The organism is Mucilaginibacter sp. P1_A3, from assembly GCF_056406855.1.
In genome coordinates this window covers 1-20,919 of the sequence record NZ_JBFTZJ010000008.1, presented here as the reverse complement: position 1 = coordinate 20,919, position 20,919 = coordinate 1, and the positions used below count along the sequence as shown (strand labels likewise).

The 20,919-nt window shown below is 43.6% G+C and carries 10 protein-coding genes; 3 read left to right on the top strand and 7 right to left on the bottom strand.

Annotated features, from left to right (window positions below):
• Window positions 1–4: 4 nt before the first annotated feature.
• Together AC1D0K_RS17570 and AC1D0K_RS17565 are read left to right on the top strand one after the other, a co-directional pair.
• Window positions 5–511 carry a DUF6922 domain-containing protein gene (locus AC1D0K_RS17570; protein ID WP_477390756.1) on the top strand — a complete coding sequence of 169 codons (507 nt, stop codon included), beginning with the start codon at window positions 5–7 and terminating at the stop codon, window positions 509–511.
• Window positions 469–1,155, top strand: coding sequence for a nucleotidyl transferase AbiEii/AbiGii toxin family protein (locus AC1D0K_RS17565; protein WP_477390754.1), 687 nt, complete (start codon window positions 469–471; stop codon window positions 1,153–1,155). The genes AC1D0K_RS17570 and AC1D0K_RS17565 overlap by 43 nt, the downstream gene beginning before the upstream one ends.
• Window positions 1,156–1,540: 385 nt before the next feature.
• On the opposite strand, the gene AC1D0K_RS17560 is transcribed toward AC1D0K_RS17565, so the two are convergent.
• Window positions 1,541–2,917, bottom strand: a complete 1,377-nt coding sequence (locus tag AC1D0K_RS17560) for a glycoside hydrolase family 43 protein (RefSeq protein WP_477390752.1) — start codon at window positions 2,915–2,917, stop codon at window positions 1,541–1,543.
• A gap of 32 nt (window positions 2,918–2,949) precedes the next feature.
• Window positions 2,950–3,198, bottom strand: coding sequence for a hypothetical protein (locus tag AC1D0K_RS17555; RefSeq protein WP_477390750.1), 249 nt, complete (start codon window positions 3,196–3,198; stop codon window positions 2,950–2,952).
• A 1,338-nt stretch (window positions 3,199–4,536) separates the two neighbouring features.
• Between AC1D0K_RS17555 and AC1D0K_RS17550 the strand changes: the two genes are divergently transcribed.
• Window positions 4,537–6,897 carry a beta-L-arabinofuranosidase domain-containing protein gene (locus tag AC1D0K_RS17550; protein WP_477390748.1) on the top strand — a complete coding sequence of 787 codons (2,361 nt, stop codon included), beginning with the start codon at window positions 4,537–4,539 and terminating at the stop codon, window positions 6,895–6,897.
• 391 nt (window positions 6,898–7,288) lie between these two features.
• Here the strand turns inward: AC1D0K_RS17550 and AC1D0K_RS17545 are convergent, their stop codons facing one another.
• The 5 genes from AC1D0K_RS17545 to AC1D0K_RS17525 form a co-directional block, all read right to left on the bottom strand.
• On the bottom strand, window positions 7,289–9,298 hold the full coding sequence (locus AC1D0K_RS17545) for an alpha-L-arabinofuranosidase C-terminal domain-containing protein (RefSeq protein WP_477390746.1): 2,010 nt from the start codon (window positions 9,296–9,298) through the stop codon (window positions 7,289–7,291).
• A 617-nt stretch (window positions 9,299–9,915) separates the two neighbouring features.
• Window positions 9,916–11,838, bottom strand: coding sequence for a RagB/SusD family nutrient uptake outer membrane protein (locus tag AC1D0K_RS17540; RefSeq protein ID WP_477390744.1), 1,923 nt, complete (start codon window positions 11,836–11,838; stop codon window positions 9,916–9,918).
• A gap of 10 nt (window positions 11,839–11,848) precedes the next feature.
• Window positions 11,849–14,911 carry a SusC/RagA family TonB-linked outer membrane protein gene (locus tag AC1D0K_RS17535; RefSeq protein ID WP_477390742.1) on the bottom strand — a complete coding sequence of 1,021 codons (3,063 nt, stop codon included), beginning with the start codon at window positions 14,909–14,911 and terminating at the stop codon, window positions 11,849–11,851.
• A gap of 1,215 nt (window positions 14,912–16,126) precedes the next feature.
• Entirely contained in the window at window positions 16,127–16,495 is a 369-nt protein-coding gene (locus AC1D0K_RS17530) for a helix-turn-helix domain-containing protein (RefSeq protein WP_477390740.1), read from the bottom strand.
• Window positions 16,496–16,636: 141 nt separating this feature from the next.
• Complete coding sequence (locus AC1D0K_RS17525) at window positions 16,637–20,272, bottom strand: two-component regulator propeller domain-containing protein (RefSeq protein ID WP_477390738.1); 3,636 nt, start codon at window positions 20,270–20,272, stop codon at window positions 16,637–16,639.
• Window positions 20,273–20,919 lie beyond the last annotated feature (647 nt).

The following is a 20,919-nucleotide window of genomic DNA, read 5'->3' as shown; positions in this document are numbered from 1 at the left end:
TGTAATGCGGGAACAGACAGATCAAAACCGGCGCGTATTGGTAGTTCAGTGGAAAAAACTGGCTGAACATAGTATGGAAGTATTCTCCAGTCTGAAAAACTTCTGTGAAGACCATCCCGCTTATAACTATAACACGCTCAATAACTACCTGTCAAAAAGAAAGATCCCTTTTGAAAATGAGGAGATCCGCATAGAAAGAAAACCGGTACAGCAAAGATCACCTAAGCCCGACCTGCCAAAACATTTAATCTGGGAGTTCGATTATGATAAAATGGACTGGCAGCGGAGTTACCGAACTGTTATAGAACGTATCATCGAAAGGGGGGGACCGGCAGAATGGGAAACCATGATTAGCTTTTATGGCAGGAACCGTGTAATTAATGCATTAACAGAGGATATACCTTATTTAACCAACCACGGCATAGAAGCCGCTTGTACCTATTTTCAGTTGAGCAAAACTCAACTCAAATGCTACACAAGGAAACAGTTACGCCAGGAACACTGGAATTAATCCATCGTTTGATGGGTGATGAAAAATTAAAAACATTTTATTTGGTAGGCGGCACGGCGCTTTCCTTAATGCTTGGGCACCGGTTATCCATAGATATAGATCTTTTCACTGTCGATAATTTTAATGGGCTGCAACTGGCTAAGTACTTAACCGATAATCACCAGGCAACCATCTTAAATGCGCGTGACAATTTTTTAACCGGTCATATCAATGGTGTAAAACTGGACATGTTGTTGCACAACTACCCCCACGTAAATTCGGTATTCGATCCAGAAGGTATCCGGATGCTTAGCCTGGAAGATATCGCTGCCATGAAGATCAATGCTATCGTTGGCAACGGTACACGGGTAAAGGATTTTGTGGATATTCATTATTTGTTAAAGGAAATACCCTATCAGCGAATCATCGAGGCTTATTCAACCAAATACCCTAATACTGATAATCATCAGGTGAAGCTCTCACTGCTTCATCACCATGATATAGATTTTACAACCGAGATCCTGCTTATTAACGATAAGTTTAAATGGTCAGCTATCGAAAAGTCGATTAAAGTTGCCATAGCTGAACATGATCTTATTTTAAGAAGGCAACTGGCATCTGAAATTAAACCAGGCCCCAAAAAAGGCTTCCGGCGCAAAATGTAATTCAGTATTTAAGTGTGCTATGCGTGCGGAAGGTGAACAAAATTGCGCACTTGGCTTAATTCTGAAGTAATCTTTTAACGGGTTGAAGCATCTCAATAAATGCTGTTTGGTCGTGCTCAGGGCATTTTTCAATACCAGACAAAACACTTTAAATTATTTACCAGCTATTTTTAAAAATAACGAAAAGGACAACATATGGCCGTTCGGTTTTGAATTGAAAAAGACGGATGGTTACAGGAAAATGTTACAAAAGATCAAAGTTCCGCTAATACCAAATTCAAAATAGCAGAAAAATAGGGGCACCCAATTTGATTTTAATATTTTCAGACTCCATGTACCTGGTTTTGGCCCAGATGCGGTATGATACTTTTCCGATAGCCCTGCTTTAAAACTTATTCAATTTCCACCAATCAAAGTAGAATAAATCTTTCTCCCCCCTGAATACGAAGTATAGGTCATGTTTTCCTTTCATAGACTTCACCGGCGTTTGAATGGTATTCCAAATATCACCTTCCCCAGATCGGACCACGTTTACTAAACCCAGCATCGGGCCGTCGATCTTGTCCACATAGATCTCCATTTTTCCGCCATGCAAGGCGGCGACATTCACCTCAATAGAAGACACCCCTAAGGAAAGATCAACACCCTGAACTTTAAGATAGTCGCCATTATTAATAGAGCTAACAAACAGCCTATCCGCAATTTTTTTTCCTTTATTCCACGGTACATTCCTTTCCCATTCCGTAGCACTTCCCGTTTTGAGCCCCTCACTATAGGCCATTGTTTCGGCCTCAACCCTTTCATAAGCATTTAATTTACCCAGTTGTTGTACACCGGCCACTGTCCAGAATGGCAATTTTTGAATTGTGCCATCGTCATTATAAACTATTTTTTCAACGCTTACTGAACGCCTTTCATAATGTTTGGACATGGTTTGCTTTAAAATATTATAGTTGAAACCGAATACATAAGAATTGCCTTTGTAATCAATAATCCCCGGGTGATTCCCTGGTGATCGCTGATCACCATCCATGATACTGCCTTTGTAAACCCACGGCCCGGTGGGGCTATCGCTCATTGCGTACCCAATACCTTCGGGGCAGCAGGTAGAAGCATAGGCCATATAATAATGTCCGTTGCGTTTATATGCCCAGGGGCCTTCCTGGTAATGAAAGCTGTCCGGCTTCCCGGGGACTTTAGCAAAAGAAGTATCTTTAACGATACCGCCCGAGTAGGAACTCATATCGTTGTTTAATTTAACATAATACAAGTTTGGATTTCCCCAATACAGGTAGGCCTGGCCGTCATCATCGATCAATACAGTTGGATCGATGTCTTGCGTGCTGTTTTTTATTAGTGGTTTCCCAATTGGGTCTTTGAAAGGCCCATACGGGCTATCTGAAACTAAAACACCAATCCCTCTACCATTAGGCATCGGGCAGTATAAATAAAATTTCCCGTTGCGTTCAACGCATTGCAGTGCCCAGGCTCCGTTGTCCTCTGGCACCCATTGAAAATCTTTTAATGTAGCAACAACGCCATGGTCAGTCCAGTTAACCATATCCGTAGATGTGTATAAAAGCCAATCCTGCATTTTAAATCCAAAGGCATCATCTTCGTCATGGCCGGTGTATAAAAAAACAGTATCATGATAAACCATGGGTGCCGGGTCGGCGGTATACTTGGTTTGTATGATCGGGTTCTGCCCAAAGACCGTTGCGGAAACGATCAGCAAATAAGTTAAGAGGTAAAAGATTTTCATTGTGTTTTTCATTCATTTTTTGCCAGTAATACTTAGGCCTTCTGTTGTTTTCTATACCGAACTTTGATGACCGGCCCGTCAATCTCCACCAGATTAAGTTTTAATTTAACCATATAGCAATCACCATTTCCCCAAAACATCCAGGTGGTGCCATCGTCATCTATCCATATGGTGGGATCAATATCTGCGTTCGGCCTGGGTGAGTCATTTGCAATGTCTGGCTCCGTCCTGACTTTCTTACAATAATGTTTTACCGGCCACAGTTGCTTAGCTGATCTCATCACTTTTCAGATTACAACAAAAAGAAGGTAAGCTTAGTCTTTGCATCTGTCACCGTATCTCTTGATAACGGATTGGACATTGATGATTAAATTAAGGTCTAATTGATCAATGTCTGCAAAACTAAATCACAAAGCAAGAATAGCCTAACACTGGTGTTGAAATTACTATCACTAATGTTAAAACCTGCCTATTGAAAGCCTATTGCTATGCCGGCACAATATTGGGAGGTTTTGCGCTAAACTCGTCCCGAATGAATATACTAAAACAGGCTGCACTACTAAAGCCTGTTACCTTAAATATTTAGCAAAGGAGTACTGCTTAAGTATACGCATCGCTTCCGTTTTGGTTAACGGAAGGAGTCACACTTGTACAAACGTGCGATAAAATTCAACAAACGTTCTATTGAATAATTGGCCGGCCAATTACTTTTACATGGTGCAGGTAACTAGCTTATCGCCGATGCATTTTTTGCAACAACCTATATACCACATGACGAAATCCTTAGAAAAGATCCAAATTTTAAACTTGGTTTATGCGCTTTATTCAATTCGGGCTCTGGCCCGGTAATCCCGACCCCGGACAGTTCAAGCTAATGTCGCGCAGGCTGTTATTAACCAGGTTGCTGCTAATTAATAAAGCTAACTATGATCTCCGGTTTTCAAGACACTTGTACATATCGGTGCCAGCAGAACAAATTAAAAAATGTTTATGATGTTGAAAAATGATTTGTGCTTTTTAAATTTAAAAAGATAATTTAATAGCAATAATGCGCGCATACAGAAACATGATGGAAAGCAATATTACGATGTTAAAAGAAAATATAACCTGTTGTTTTTTAATCATTTGTGTGGCTTTTTGCCGCAGCCGGGGCGAATGCACCAATTCAACTGCGCGGTCTTCCTCAGTATGTCACGCATAGCGGAAATGGCCTACGATTCCGGATAGCCGCCAACGGTAAGGCATCCCGGATCATCGTTGACCCAGAAGATTGGAAAGGGGTGATACGTGCCACAAATGATCTTGGGATGACGTTCGTAAAGTGACGGGGACTCTGCCTGCGGTAATACAAAGCAAAAGTTTCGGTACAGGGGCTATAGTAGTGGGCACCATTGGTAAAAGCCGGCTGATCGATCAACTTATATGTTAAAAGTATTTATGATCGATCCTGAAGTGGTATTGGAAAATATCGTTGTCAACCCAAACGACACCACCCGAGTTATTTTGGTGCACCAGCTATTGAGCATCATGCGATTGCCACTTCAAATCGAGTTCAAATACCAGGAAAAGTGAAACATACAGAGTAAAGAACACCAATTAAGAACAGAGTAAAATTATATATGAAAAATCATACTATCGGAACCATTAAAATACTCGCCGTTTTAATATTATCAGTGTCATCACTGTACGCCCAACAAGCCAAAATGCAGTTGTTTAATTTAAGTGATGTGCGCTTACTGGAAAGCCCGTTTAAGCAGGCTGAGCAGGTGGACTTGAATTATATTTTGAAAATGGAGCCCAACAGGTTGCTGGCCCCGTACCTGCGCGAAGCAGGGCTTAAACCTAAAGCTAAAAGCTATACCAACTGGGAAAATTCTGGTCTGGATGGCCATACTGGTGGGCACTACCTAACCGCCCTTGCCCAGATGTATGCATCGGCCGGTAACATGGAGTGTAAACGGCGCCTGGATTATATGGTAAATGAACTGGCCCGCTGCCAGGAAAACAACAGGAACGGTTATGTGGGCGGCGTTCCGGGAGGTAACAAAATGTGGGCACTGGTAAAAACCGGCAACTTAAGCGACTTTAATAAAAAATGGGTGCCCTGGTACAATTTGCACAAGCTATACGCCGGTTTACGCGATGCCTATTTGCTGGGAGGCAACGTTAAAGCGAAAGTGGTTTTTATTAAACTATGCGATTGGGCCGGTGACGAAGTTGCAGGGCTGGGTACCGAGCAAATGCAGCGCATGCTGGGGACCGAGCATGGCGGCATGAATGAAGTTCTCGCAGATGCCTATGCCATGACCGGTGATAAAAAATACCTGACATTAGCCGGGAAGTTTTCTCAAAAAGCTATACTAACTCCGCTGGAGCAACACGAGGACAAGCTTAGCGGCCTGCATGCCAATACACAAATACCTAAGGTTATTGGCTTTGAGCGTATAGCCGAACTGGATAATGACACCAGCTACAGTTCCGCAGCAAAATTCTTCTGGAATACCGTGGTAAACAAGCGCACCATATCTATTGGCGGTAATAGCGTGCGCGAACATTTTAACCCGGTTGATAATTTTGCTACTATGTTAGAGTCGGAGCAGGGACCTGAAACCTGCAATAGCAATAATATGCTTAAACTGAGCAAAATGCTTTTCGTTGATGATACCCGGCTTGCTTACATTGATTTTTATGAGCGGTTGCTGTATAACCATATCTTGTCGTCGCAGCACCCGGTAACCGGCGGCTTTGTTTATTTTACACCAATACACCCCCAGCACTACCGTGTTTACTCAACAGCGGACCAAAGCTTTTGGTGTTGCGTAGGTACGGGTATAGAAAACCATGGAAAGTATGGCGAGTTGATCTATTCGCATAGAGGTTCCGATCTGTATATTAATCTTTTCATCCCCTCTATGCTTAACTGGAAGGAGAAAGGTATCGAGGTTACCCAGCGCACGAGGTTTCCGGAAGCAGAGAATACTGCCCTGTCGCTAAAATTAAGCCGCCCGGGTAAATTTGCCATCTATATCCGCAAACCCAAATGGCTGAGGTCCGGCGGCTTTGGCGTTGCCATAAACAACCAGCCTGTTACCTTCACCGAAAACGCTGAAGGTTATGTAAAACTGGTGCGTACCTGGAAGACAAGTGACCGTATAGCGGTCTTATTGCCGATGAATAATTATGTGGAGTACCTTCCTGATAACTCCGCCTGGGTATCATTCCTGCATGGGCCTATAGTGCTGGCCGCGCCAACCGATACTACCAGGCTTACCGGCTTATATGCAGACGATAGCCGCTGGGGCCACATTGCCGGAGGGCCAATGTATCCGCTGCCAGCCTCGCCATTGCTGGCCAGCAACAGCAGGGACCTGGGCACGGCGATTAAAGTGGTTACCGGCGCAGCGCCTTTAACTTACGAGATAAGGGATCTGGTTGTTCAACCCAATTTTAAAAACCTTAAACTGATACCTTTCTATAAACTGCATGACAGCCGCTACATGTTGTACTGGCCGGTAGCGAGCCCCGATAGCATACAGCAAAAAGAGCAGGAACTGGCCTTGCTTGACGATCGCTATATAAAACTGGCCGCCCGCTCAATTGATGCTGTAGCGCCCGGCGAGCAGCAGCCGGAGAACGACCATCGCATGATGGCCGAAAAATCCGAAACCGGTATATTCAGAAATATGCACTGGCGCAGTTCGTTCGACTTCTTCAGCTACCGTCTGCGTACGAACCCCGCTGTTAAAGCCCTTGGCATAACTTATTATGGCAAAGAAAGCGGCCGGGAGTTTGATATTTACCTGAACGATGTTAAGCTTAAGCATGTTTCGCTGGATGGTACGGGGCCTGATACTTTTATAACTAAAGAATATACTATACCTGAAAGTGTCAAGACCGACGCAAGTATCATAGTGGTGAAATTCGTAGCGACCTCTGGTAATAAGACCGCTGCTATTTACGATGTACGCCTAATGCGCTAATAAAAATGGATTTACTTCTTTGTTATTTTAAAAATTAAAACTGAACAGACCAGGCACAACCGAAGAGGAGACCGCATAAGCGTCGCATATGGTAATTCGGAAGGTAATTAAAACGATTTTCATATTTAATTTAAAGGTGTCAATAAGTACAAATTGAAAAGACTGCAAGGTAACCATGCACAGCCTTTAAGGTTTGTAGATCATGTTCCTTTAACCTTCATCAATGATCGAAAGCGACGGCAATACTTAGTCTGTTTACAACGTTAGACCCGCACTTCAACTGAAGTGCGGGACATCTCGATAGGGGAACTACCACAAGTTTCTTTTTATTTTATTGCGGGATTGGATAATGCATTCAGATAGCAGTCAATGACTGGGAATTCTTCTGCTCTTAAGTTTTTCTGGTTTCTATTTGCAATATTGTAATAGAATAAGGCGCAAACGGATAATTAAAGGAAGCTTTTATACCATTGAATTTGGAATTTATAGGTACAATTTTTTTAGGTTCTGTAATCGTATTGGTATCTTCCGGCTTATTTGCTTTCAAAATAACCACGTTCCCGCTTGATTTGATCTTAATGGCTCCGTTTAATTCAAGTTTAACATCTTGAGCGGAAGCCAGGCAATTCACAATCTTTAGATAAACAGTGCCTGTCTTACTGTCACGTGTTGCCACGTAAAATAATCCCGGATATGTTTTAGGTTTCACTGCTGCCAATGAATCTTTGTGATTAAGTTTTTGTAGTTGGGTAGGGATGCCCTCGGCGTGTATACCAAGCACTTCGTCTCCTTTGTAAGTGTTAAATATCTGCTGTACATAATAGGATGGTGAACCATAACCGCTAAGGGTATTGTATCCAATAAGATCGGATGCCCATTGCATCCCGCCCGGATTAACATTGACGAAAAGCGGTGCTGAACAGGACATAATAATGATATCCGAATTGCGTTCCATACCAGTCATCCATGCAGCATCTCCCAATGCCGAGTTGAAATTTGGTGTTGGCGAGCCTTCTCTTGTCGCCCATTCTCCAACAAACACTTTCGGGCCATTCCGGTCATATTTATCATAGTGATCGGCGTCGCTTTCCATTTCAAAGGCATTCCTGTAATAATGCTCGTCAACCACGTCCGCTTTTCGGGCATCGAAGGGATACCTGGTGCCCAACCAGTCCTTTCCACCCATCGTTGCAATTACTTGAAGTTGCGGGTAACGGGCCTTTATAGCATCGGCAAATTGTTCAAAACGGCCGTTGTAGCTCCTGGATTTGTCAAACCCGTCTTCATTTCCTACTTCGACATAATGGAGTTTAAAAGGCTGCGGATGGCCGTCGAGCGCGCGCTTTCTGCCCCATCTAGTGGTCGTATCGCCAATTACATACTCGATCTCTTCAATAGCATCGTCTACAAAAGGTTTTAGCAATGGTCCTGCTTCGAGATAATCACCATTAAGTGCATAGCCCGCGAAAACAGCAAGCAAGGGCTCCATATGGAGGTCCTCACACCATTCCAGGTATTCCAACAGCCCCAATCCATCTGATGACCTGTATCCCCAGGTACCCATATGCCCAGGGCGTTGATCGATAGGCCCAAGGGTTTTTTTCCAGTCGAACCTGGTGGAGAACATGCCTCCTTCGAGGTAATTGCCGCCAGGAAGTCTCAGGAAGGATGGGTGCATGTTTGCTAATAACTGCATAATATCGGGGCGGTTGCCGTTAGTGCGCCCATTGTAAGTAGGTGGAAACAAAGAAACGAGCGAAAAAAAATAGCTCCCTGCGCTGTTAGGTCTCAGAACGAGCCGGGTATTTGCAGTTGGGACAGTGCTTGGAGATGTAGTTAGCGTGTAAGTGAATTTCTGCCATTTATCGCCTATGCCGCCTACCACAGCTGTAGCATACACTGTTTTACCATCGGTTGATTCAATGGTCACGGTTATACCCGCTTCTCCCGCATCTTCTTTCAGAGCAAAAAAACTGCCGCGAAAAGTTGTTGATGGCTTAACGGGTATTCCCCAGAAACCATCGTTTGCAATACCTGTAAATTTATTAGCAGCCGATACAGTCAACTGCAGGCTTACCGGCAATGTTTTATTAACAGGATTTTTTGTATCGAGCTTCATGGAGGAAGTGTCATTCTGCAATTTGACCAGAAACCAGTGGTCAGGTTTTTCAGTTTTATCCCGAAAAGCCCTGTTGCGGATCAATTCTCCATAAATACCTCCGTCATAGGAGTAATTAATCTCTTCGGTCATAAGCCCGTAAAGCATGGGGCTTACTCGGCTAATGGGGTGACCAAGGTCAAGGCTTAACTTGGTTTTAACCTGCCCGAATGATAATAACGGCAACAGGAGTCCGCTGAGGGTAAAAACCAGGTGAAAAATAATTTTTTTGAAAGTAAACATGTTATTAGGTTAAAAGGTATGAATTGATACATCATTTTGTTGAACTTTTTTCAGAGGATTTCAAACACACTGTAACAAAAGCATTATGATAGCCTACTATTCCGTCACTCTTATTTATTGTTATTAAATAAGATGTTAATGGGACTTTATTTGAAAGGAAAACGAGATAGCATATGTTAGGTCTTTTTGAGATTATGCAGTCATAACGGTTAGCGCATGAACTAAAATAGACATGTGGAACTGACGTAAACCCTGCTTCTCTTAAATTAATACAACATTTTCTCGCTGCTATCTTAATGAGAAAATCCTCTGGATAATGCCTGATGTTTTAGGATAAAGCCAATGCTCATTTTTTCCTTTTATTAGCTTGAGGAATTATAAGCAGTCCTTTTGACAATGTAAGAAACTACGTTCAAAATTCAAAGAATTTCTAAAGGATTTCCTAAAAGTTATTAGTCGTTTTATCGCCGATTTTTTACAGGCGTTGTACAACGTTGCAAATGCTGCTGTTAATTATAACGTCCTTATCTTTAATACGCGATGCAGATAGGAGAATAAATGACAAAAGGAGGCTGTGTATTGTCCAGCCTCTTTTTGTCATTTATCTATTCAGCAACTTAGTTATACCCTGGGTTCTGATAAGCTGCCTTATCGGCAGCGCTCATAACCAATGCATCAAGTTGTCCCTGGGGAATCGGGCGCAGATAAAGGTGTGCGTCAATAGCGCGTGTGACCTTAACAGGGGTGTGATCTCCGAAAGTTGTTCCCGCAATCGTAAACGAAGCGGCTAGCTCCGCCCATTTTTGAGTCCGGACCAGATCGAACCAACGGCCACCTTCAGCGTAGAATTCCCGGGAACGCTCTGCTAAAACGTAATTAATATCGATGTTGGCAGGAGTTGCGGCAGTCATTGCCTGGCTATCGTCTTCAACCTTCGCTACGTTTCCATTATTGTTGAAACGCCATTTACCTGCCCGCGCCCGCAGTACGTTAATGAGTTCCCTGGCAGATTTTCCTGCCTTAACCGTTGCGCCTTTTACGGCCGCTTCAGCGGCTATCAAGTATAATTCAGAAAATTTTGCAATTGGGTAAGGACGCGTACTGCCCGCATTAGGTTGCCCTAAGCCAGTGCCGTTGTCCGTGCGGTACGGTCCCAGTTTCCATAACCCAGGGTAAATTATCCGGCTTATACTACCAGGGTTGATAACCCAATCTGATCTTCCCGGCAGTAGACCAGCCCCGACATTTCCGTTTGAGTTAGCATACACAACGTTTGGATCGTCATTGTCCAGGAAAGTAAGGATCGCGCCCCCCTGGGCAACAGGCAGACCGTTTGCATTGGTTAAGGTTTGTGCCATATTACCTCCCTTTTGCCAGTTACCGCGGTATACTGTGGTGAAAGTTCCATCATATCGGGAATCATTTACTTTATCTGCAAAAGTGTTTTTAAGCACCTCAATAGTAGGTGCCATGCGTACCCAGGGGCGGCCCAGATGTTGTTCAGCTTCGCGGAGAACAGAATTTACCCCACCACTGATGATGTTGGGATAGTTCCAGGTCATCATCCAGCCAGCAAAGTTGTCCGGAGCGCCACCACTCCCATAGGTCAGACTTGAACCGTTATATTTTTCGCTACTTTGCGTATGGTCAGCATAGAGTACCATTTCGCTGTTCCGATCATTGGTTCCAACATTCACATCGTAGAAAGTTGGTTGTAATTTAAAGAGACCGGGGTTATCAATAGCAGCGGTTGCCAAATCGTAAGCGTTTTGAAAATACCATGCAGCATCGTGCGCGTTGGGATCTGTGCGGTTGCTTGCCGGGTAGGTTGGAATACCATTCGGATTTTGTAACCACCAGGCATAAGTTAAATATGCTTTCGACAGGAAAAGACGTGCAGCTGTTTTAGTCAATCCGCCAGTTACGCGGCCAGTTTCCGGCAAGTCATTGATTGCTTGCAAGAGGTCAGGGAATATCGCCTTGGTATATACGTCCGGTACTGTATTACGAACCGATGTCCTCGAAGGAGATATATTAAATTTTAAGACACCTGAACCCAGATCCAGCGGGACTCCACCGTAGGATTGCACCAATAAAAAATAATCAAAGGCTCTAAAGAACCGGGCCTCTGCGATAAGGGAGGTAGAAATACCTACTGCGCTGGCATTTTCGATTACCCCGCTCGCTGTATTAATGTCAGTAAAGGACTCTCCCCATATGATACTGGTTGGGTAACTGGTTGATGATATGGTCCCTACACCGGAACAATCCAAATCCTTAAAGTTCCCGTCTGCGCTCTGGCCCCAGGTGGCTTCATCAGTGCCGGTAACGCCAGAATTATAATAATAGGCCTGGCCGTAAATGTTACGTAAGTGAGCATACATAGCCGTCAACCCTCCGTTAACACCTTGTACCGTTTTAAAATACTCTGGCGTAAATGAGGAACGAGGCTGTTCATTAAGCACCTTTTTGCATCCTGTAGATAAGATCGCTAACAACAGCGTGGATTTTAGGATGCTTTTTATCTTTAAAGTTTTCATGTTAATAGTGTTAAAATGTCAAATTCAATCCAAGCACATAGTTAGTGGTCGAAGGGGCGTTACTACCTATCGTCAGGAATCGCCTTTGCGCGTTAGATAAGGGCACCGCTGCATTTTCGTTACCATATGAATTGGGCTCAGGATCCATCCCGGATTCTTTGTGGTAGGGCGAGAAAAATACAAATGGATTTTGGACCGTGAAGTACGTACGCAGTTTCATGTTTGCATGCTTGGATAGCAGCTTGCTGAAATCATAACCAAGAGTCATCGTACGTATTTTCACATATGATGCGTCAAAGTAACCCAGTGTGCTGCCGTATTTTGGATTGTCACCACTAAGGATACCGCCTGGTTTCGGATATTTTGCACCTGTATTTTGCGGTGTCCAGTAATCTACCTGAACATTATTACTGCGGCCAGTCATCAGGTTAAGATAGCCTCCTGAGCCATAGAGGCTACTGATGATCGTCCCGCCATCTTTAAAAGCACCGACTACACTGAAATCAAAACCTTTATAAGCCACACGCGTATTAAAGCCTCCTTCGAACTTAGGGTCTACGTCTATGATCTGGCGATCTGCGGCTCCTATAGCTCTTGTCGGTTGACCGTTCGCATCATAAGTGCCGGTATATAATACTTTGATCATACCGACATTTCCACCAGGTTCCAGAATATTCAGGTTGGGATCTCCGGCCTGCCATAACCCTATTTTCTTATAATCGAAAATGGAGTTGATATTGTGACCGACGAACCATGCGTTGCCTTCATCCCTGGTTTGACCTGATGCGAGGGCCACAAGCTTGTTCCTGTTTCCATATATATTGATACCTACATCCCAGGTAAACCCATTTTTGTTAATGATTGTACCATTTAAACTTAGTTCGAGCCCCTTGTTTTGAGTACGCCCGACGTTTGCAGTATAACTGCCAACCCCGGCAGTAGGCGGCAAGCCGACACTCAGCAATATGTCGTTGGTGTTCGTAACATAATACTCAACGGTGCCTGACAAGCGGTGTTTAAAAAGAGAGAAATCCAATCCATAGTTCCAGGTTTTTGAATACTCCCAGCCTAATGTAGGGCTGGGCAGCTGGGTTACATAATAACCTGTGGCGTAGTTCGTATCCCCAAAGTTATACTGACGCGTGCCTAAAGTACCAAGTGTCTGGTAAGCATTCACTGCCTGATTTGAAGTTTGCCCAAAACCTACGCGCAGTTTCAAATTGTCGATGACAGAAATGCTTTTCATAAAAGACTCGTTCATCAGATTCCAACCAGCTGAAACGGCCGGATAAGTGTGCCACTTATGGCCTGGGGCCAAACGGGAAGAAGCATCTGAACGGACTGTGGCCGACAATAAGAAGCGGTCATCATAAGAATACATCACACGGCCCATGTAAGACATCAGGCCACTTTGACTATAGTTGCCATTGCCAATGGTGATCTCCCCTGTAGCTGCACCCAGATTGTAGAACTGGAAAGCGTCGGCAGGAATATCTTTAGCCGACATGGTAGAATAATTGTATGTGGTTTGCTCTGTAGAATACAAGGCTACGACGTTTAAATTGTGTTTTTTAGCAAACGTATGGTCATAAGTAAGCAAATTTTCAACTGCCCAATGATATTGCGCAGAGTTGCTTACGCCGGCCGTTGACGATGTTGTCGGGGTGGAACTGCCTATCCCAACTCCGGTATAATTACCATTGTTGCTTTGCACATAATCGAGGCCCAGGTTAACCCGGTATTTCAAGCCTTCTACCCATGGAATTTTCACTTCTCCGTAAACAGAGTTATAGGTGGCATAATTCCTGGTTTCATTGAGCCATTGATCATGGAGATTGTTGATGATATCTTTGGTCAAAACGAAACTTTCTGACAATGGTGTTTTTACCGTTCTTTTCAAACTGCCATCCGCATTGTAAGGATTGGCAAGGGGAGAGATACCTAAAACGCTGCCAACGCCAACCTGGCTACCTTCCGATAAATTATAGTTATTATTGGTGGTGAAGCCGACTTTGAAATATTTTCCAACGTTCTGGTCAACAGAGCCTCTCATGGAATAGCGGGTATACTGCTGCGTAGGAATGAGGCCTTGATTTTTGTAATAGCCTCCTCCGAAATTATAAGTCCCCGTTTGGCTTCCCCCTGAGACGCCAACATCATTGCTGAAAACCATTCCTGTTCTGTAGAATAATTTTTGCCAATCAGTATTAACATTGTCGGCTTCATCTACCGCATTGGTATATAGTCCTGCCGCTTTACGTAAATTTAAAAATTCAGGACCCGTCATCATCGGATATCTGGCGAAAAGAGTTTGTTCGCCGTAATACGTATTATAGGTTATTTTCGCAGCTCCGCCCATCTGCCCTCTGTTTGTAGTTATCAGGATAACTCCATTGGCGCCCCTGGAACCATAAATTGCGGTAGCAGAAGCGTCCTTAAGTATATCGATGCTTTTAACATCACTTGGATTAATATCACCGATAGAGCCGGTAAATGGGATTCCGTCAAGGACGATCAGCGGATCATTGCTGGCGGTCAGCGACCGTTGACCACGAATAAGGATCTGCATTGTTGCCCCAGGCTTGGTAGATGTTTGAGATACCTCTACGCCGGGTAACCTACCCTGTATAGCCTGGCTGATGTTAGGTGCAGGAATGTCACGGATTCTCTCGCCGCTGATTGAGGCAACCGAACCGGTTACTGCTTCCCGCCGTTGACTGCCGTAACCTATGACGATCACGTCGTTCAGGTTGTTACTGCTTTGAGTAAGATGGATGGAAAGATGAGATTGCCCGTTGATCTGAATTTCCTGGTCGGCATAGCCGATAAAGGTCACAATGAGGGTTTTCTCAGTCGCAGGAACTGTTATCGTGAAATTCCCAGCCACATCTGTAACCGATGTGCCCTTGCCGTTTTTTGCCCTTACGCTGGCACCCGGTAGAGGTAGGTTTTTTTCATCAATCACCGTTCCGGTAATTTTCTTGCCCTGTCCGAATGCTGTAAGACTGGAAACCAAAACCAGAAGCAGCAATAAGAAAGGTTTTTTTTTGAAATGTTGTAATGATTTTTTCATAATTCAGGTTAAAAGATTGATAGGTTTTTCTGCCATGGAAAGATTGGCGTATTGATTAGCGCTTGTCCCGGATTTGTCCGGACCTCTTATCAAATTTTTCATTTGCTTATAGTTTATTAAAAGTTTGAAGCACAGCCTTTGTCCATATCGATTACGCAATCGATTGCGAACCCACAAGTGACGTTGCAACGGACGCTTGCTAAGCCTATATCAAAAAATGCTTTTTGGTTTATATAATGGTATATGACAATAAGAATGTCGTCACAATTCCTGCCGAAGTTCAACCCTTTCCGTTTTTTAAAGTAGGACAAATCGCCAAATTCGTACTACATTTGTTTAATGACACCCAAAATCGGCTGTTTTATCGGATCGATTAATTGAAAGGCCATAATCGTTGAGATTGGGGAGAACACATTTTTTATATAAGCCCGGCGTATTAAATGGTGCCGCATAACTTTATGGAGGTCTTGAAATAAGACACAATTTTCCGGAGCCATTATATCTCAAAAGAATTGAATCGATGAAACATTCATTTAAACGCGCATAAATACCCGCTTTGCAGATGTGAACTTACTTATTGAAGGTTATCCAATCCAGATCAGCAGGTCCGTGATTATTAAAGAACATCGAAAATATCATGTATTTCGAACACAGGCTTACCGTTTTTCAGCGAGCAGCTGCCAACACCCTCCCTGATCGATGATAGCTGTGCCAAAACGGAGCAATTATTTGATCAGCATGTAATTTCTATATGGCCTGCATTTGTTGAACTGCCCATTATTTTCAGGCTTTTAGGCCTTACCCTCCCCCAAGTCAACTCTATTGTACTTATCCATGCACCCCTTCTGCTGAATGTTGCTTTCCATCTGTGCATTTTGTTGGCGGTATCTATAAATTGCATAGTTGCACCGTGATCACTGATGCCGTCGTAAAGGTCTATTTGTATTTTGTCAGTAGCCTGGATTAGGCCAATCCCGCGAAGTCGCTCAGTCTTGTTTTCCAAATGGAGTTAGATCACCGCCGCCATGGCATGAGAGCATTGAGAGGAGGGGTATATTGTAAACTTACGTTTGGCATATAGCATGTCGACCCTTGACAAAGGGTTTGAAAGAGTTCAAGTTGAAATTTGATTGAAAAATGGAAGTTATTCTCTCTGCATATCACAGCAAAAAAAAGCAACATAAGTTCTAAAACTATAGTCAATGGCATTTGATATTATGCTACCGACGTAACTTTAGATTTAGGCTGTTTTCTTTTGACAATTAAATATTCAGAAGGTAATATCCCGAAACGTGCCTTAAACGTTCGGGAGAAATAACTTGGGGTACCAAAACCGGTAGTGTAAGCAATCTGTGCGACGTTATAATCACTGACTTCCAATAACGTTGCTGCTTTATCAAGCTTAACGTTCCTTATGTATTCAACAGGAGTCAGCCCCGTCATTTCCAGTACCTTGTAATAGAGCGAACCCCGGCTCATGCCCACATGCCTGCTCATCTCTTCGACAGATAATCCTGGCTCGCTCAACCTGTCTTCTATATACTTCATGATAGTATTTAAAAGCTTTACATCTGCCGATTCCATTTCAACCTGCGGGCTGACTATTTGGATTTGTCTGGAATAAGTATCCTTAAGGTTTTTGTTGAGGTCGAGAAGATTATCGATCTTAGTCTGCAGGATCTGAAAATTAAAAGGTTTGGTAAGGTAGTCATTAGCACCTGTTTTCTAGCCTTTCAACTGATCTTCTTCTCCGGTCATTGCTGTTAATAAGATTACCGGCGTATGGCAGGTACGTTTATCTGCTTTGATTTTTTTACTCAGTTCAATTCCATCCATGAACGGCATGCTGATATCACTGACCACCAGATTGACGTGTGCACTAAGCGTTTTCTGCCAACCTTCTTTACCGTTGGTTGCTTCAATAATATGATAGTGTTTCTTTAAGTGATCTGACAGGTAGGAGCGGAATTCGTCGTTGTCCTCTACTAATAAAATGGTTGGCATTTGTGCTGCACCATCGTTGGTGCCTGACTGGGCTTCATCTGCAGCGTAATTTCTGTCGAGCGCCGGGCGGCATTCGGCGACTTCCTTCTCAGGCATGATGGAGAGGGGAAGCCTTACCATAAAGCTGGATCCGTGCCCCGGTGTGCTTTCCACGCCGATGCTGCCACCCTGGAGTTCAACAAATTCCCTGGTTATAGCGAGTCCTATTCCGGTTCCTTGGTTAATTATTGCAGTGCTTTGCCGTGATTGATAAAAGCGCTCAAATATTTTTTTAAGATCATCTTTTTGGATACCGATTCCGGTATCAGTAACGGTGAGCAAAAGGTTTACTTTCATTGTTGTGTCTTCTTCAATCCGGGTAAGAACAGAGACTACTCCGCCTGCAGGTGTAAACTTAAATGCATTGGACAATAAATTGAAAATGATTCGCTCCAGCTTATCCTGATCATAAAGAGCGTGTAATTCTTCGTGCTGTACGTCAATGTCCAGCGTAACCTGCTTTTTCAAAGCAAGATCCTGAAATGCTTCGCATGCCTCGACGATAAATCGTATAATTTGTCCGGGCAAAAGGTTGAGCATCAACTTTTGTTCTTCCATTTTGCGAAAGTCCAGTAACTGATTGACAAGGTTGAGTAACCTGCGCCCGTTTCTGTTGATCATTTTCAGATCTTCGATATCATCACCGGGAAAAGATTTTTCAAGAAGTTTTTCCACGGGTGCCAGTATCAGCGACACGGGGGTGCGGAACTCGTGGCTGAGATCTGTAAGAAACTTTATTTTCAGCATATCGAGTTCATGTAAGCGTTCCGCTTCCCGTCTTTCCTGCTCTATGAGCTGACTGACACGAAGCTTTTCCTGCGCCTGCTCAAACTGCCTTCGAATCTTCTGAATACCTCGTTTCCTTACAAAAAACAATGCAGAACCGGCAATTATCAGATATGCCGCATAAGCATAGGTCGTTCGCCAGAATGGTGGCAATATCGTTACCTTGATTCTTGTAACGGGATTATTCCAAAGGTGCTCATCTTTGCTGGCCATTACTTCGAAATCGTAAGTACCCGGATCAATATTGGTATACCTGGCCGTTCGCGTATTATGAACATAATTCCACCCTTTATCAAAATCTGCCAGCCTGTAGGCATATTGATTTTGTTTAGGCGAAGTATAATCAAGTGCCACATAGCTGATGGCAAAATTTTCGCCATATTTTAAAATAACTTCTTTTGCCGTGCTGATATGCTCATGAATGGGTGCCTGATCTCCGGGACTTACCGTTGCATTATCCACCGTTAAATCGCTAAGGTGTACTTTTCCGGGACGGGGGGCAACCGGTAACCTGGAAGGATTAAAAAAATTGAAACCATCCTGGCCGCCAAAGTAAAGGTCGCCGTTTTGGGCCTTTATGCCTGAACCCGGAAAGAATGCGCCTTCCTGTACGCCGTTTTCTGATGTGAAGTTACGAAATGCCTTTTTTCGGGGATCATACGAACTGATGCCACGATCCGTGCTCAGCCACAGGAAGCCGTTATTGTCCTGCAAAATTGTTTTTACAAAAGAATTTGCCAATCCCTGCCCTTCTCCATACGAGATAAACTTTTTTTGATCGTCGTCAAAGTAACTTAATCCCTGATTGGTACCTGCCCAAACATCACCATTCGCCGTGACAAAAAGGTTTAATACGACATCATCCGCCAACGCTGCATTACTTTTATTATAATGAATTGACCGTTGCTCGGAGTCAAATACAACAATGCCGGTCCCAAGGGATGCAATCCACATTTTGCCCCCGGGACCCGCAATAATCGATGAAATAAAGCCGTTTATTGGTAAGTCCGGCGGGGACTTGCGTGCTCCGTTATTACAGTTTAAATGCGAGAACGAGTGGGATTCGTCATTATAAATATCTATCCCGCGGCCCAGCGTACCTATCCATATATTTCCATTGTGGTCCTCGTTAATACAAGAAATGTCATTACTGTGAATTCCCGGGGCATTGCCTCCCGCGGTATATTGTTCATATTTACGGGTAACGGGGTCGATGCGGAAAAGTCCGTCATGATAAGTTCCCGCCCACAACATCTTTTTACTGTCGAGGTACAAAGTTGTTATAGACAAAGAATTGCCTGGCCGCTTCAATCTACTTTGTACATCGTACGGATGTAAAAGACCCGTTTTTTTGTCCAACAGCGATATTCCGCTGTCGGTGCCCACAAAAATATCACCATTTGTAAATTCCGCGAAAGCGGTCACCAATGGTGATTTCAAACCAACAGGATCGAAGGGATTACTTTTTTTTTGATTGAAAAGTGCAAGGTGCCGGTCAAATTTTTCGATCCCTTCCGTATAAGTCCCGATCCAGTATATCCCTTCGGGATCTATATATATACTCCGTATCGAATTGCTTTTCAAACTCCCGGCATTTCTCGGGTCTGTCGTTAATTGCTGGAAAACGCCTGATGCGGGGTCGAGAATATTGACACCGCCTTCAGTTCCTATCCATATCCTGCCGTCTTTTGCCAGGCACATCGCAAATACCGCATTATTGCTCAAGGTTTGGGATAATTGGTTCGCAGGACGGAAAACCTCAAAATGCCCGTCACCCATCCACCGGTTCAGCCCGTCATAAGTGCCAAACCACAGGCCTCCTTTTGTATCCTCAATGATCGTCTTGACAACATTGTTGCTTAATCCAAATGGCCGTGGCTGGTCATGCGAAAACCTTCTGAAAGAGTTTGATGGCCGGTCATACAGGTACAATCCATTGTTAGTACCCACCCACATCCGCTGCCTGCTGTCTTCGAACAGGGAAAGGGCCACCAAAGCGCCTAATTCATTGTTATCCGGCTTTGGAAGCGTCACGCGGGTAATGCGGCCGGTTTTCGTGTCGATGGTTCTCAGATCGTCATAAGTTCCCACCCATAACTTACTCTGATGGTCCTGGCAGATGGCCCTGACAGATACGTTCGAAATTTGAGGCCAGGAACCGTCTCCCCGGAATCGTTCGAAGCGATCGAACTTACGATCATAATAACAAAGACCTCCTCCGCTGGTTCCGACCCATACCCGCCCTGTGTTATCTTCGAACAGGGACAGCACTTCGTTGGAAGGAATGCTATTACCTGATATCGCGTGTCTGTAAATGACGAAGTTGCTGCCATCGAACTTATTAAGTCCGTTTGCTGTACCAAACCACATTAATCCGAAACGATCTTTTATAACCGCATTCACGGTATTCGAAGACAATCCCTCTTTTATGGTAATGGATGTAAAGTTTATAGCAGTTTGGGCATGAATGTAAGTTTGTAAACCAAACAGGATCAGGTATGCCAATAAGAAACAGCTTTTTAACTTAAGCATAATTGTGAATTTGATATACAGATACCTTTGGATTCGGTTACAGGCCGCTGTGAATTTTATTAATTGGTGTTGTTTTCACAAATATAATTAAGTTGATACAAAATAGGATCTAATTTATAATAGCCGGCTTTTTAATTGACACCGGCTGGAGGTATCAAAATTAACCTGTGTTCAACCTTTAATCAATTATAATAACGAAATGAGAACGACTTCTTGACAGACTATAGACTAACTTTTATTAAAGCCACATCCGGTCAATGCACCGCTTAAACACCCGGAGCTTAAAGCATGGAAACGGTCAAGGGCGGGGCAAGCAAGAAAACAAAACAACCCTGCCCCGTTTTATATACCCTTTACCGTTTTCCCGCGTTAGCTAATTTTGTGACTGCGGTGCTGTGACCATAGCCGTTAACTTAAGAAATTTTCAAAAATATTTTTTAGGATATTACTCGGACGGGGCTTCGCCTTTGGGCAAAACCACTTAGATTTTCCCATATTTGTATAGTTTTTATATTTATAAAAAGGCGGTATGTTTTCGAGGCATTTACCGCCTTTTCTTATATAAATATAGTAAGAAAAAAATTAAATAGGTTATTTTTTTTAGGGGAAAAGCGCCTTTTACTTTCAAACAAAACACATTTATTACT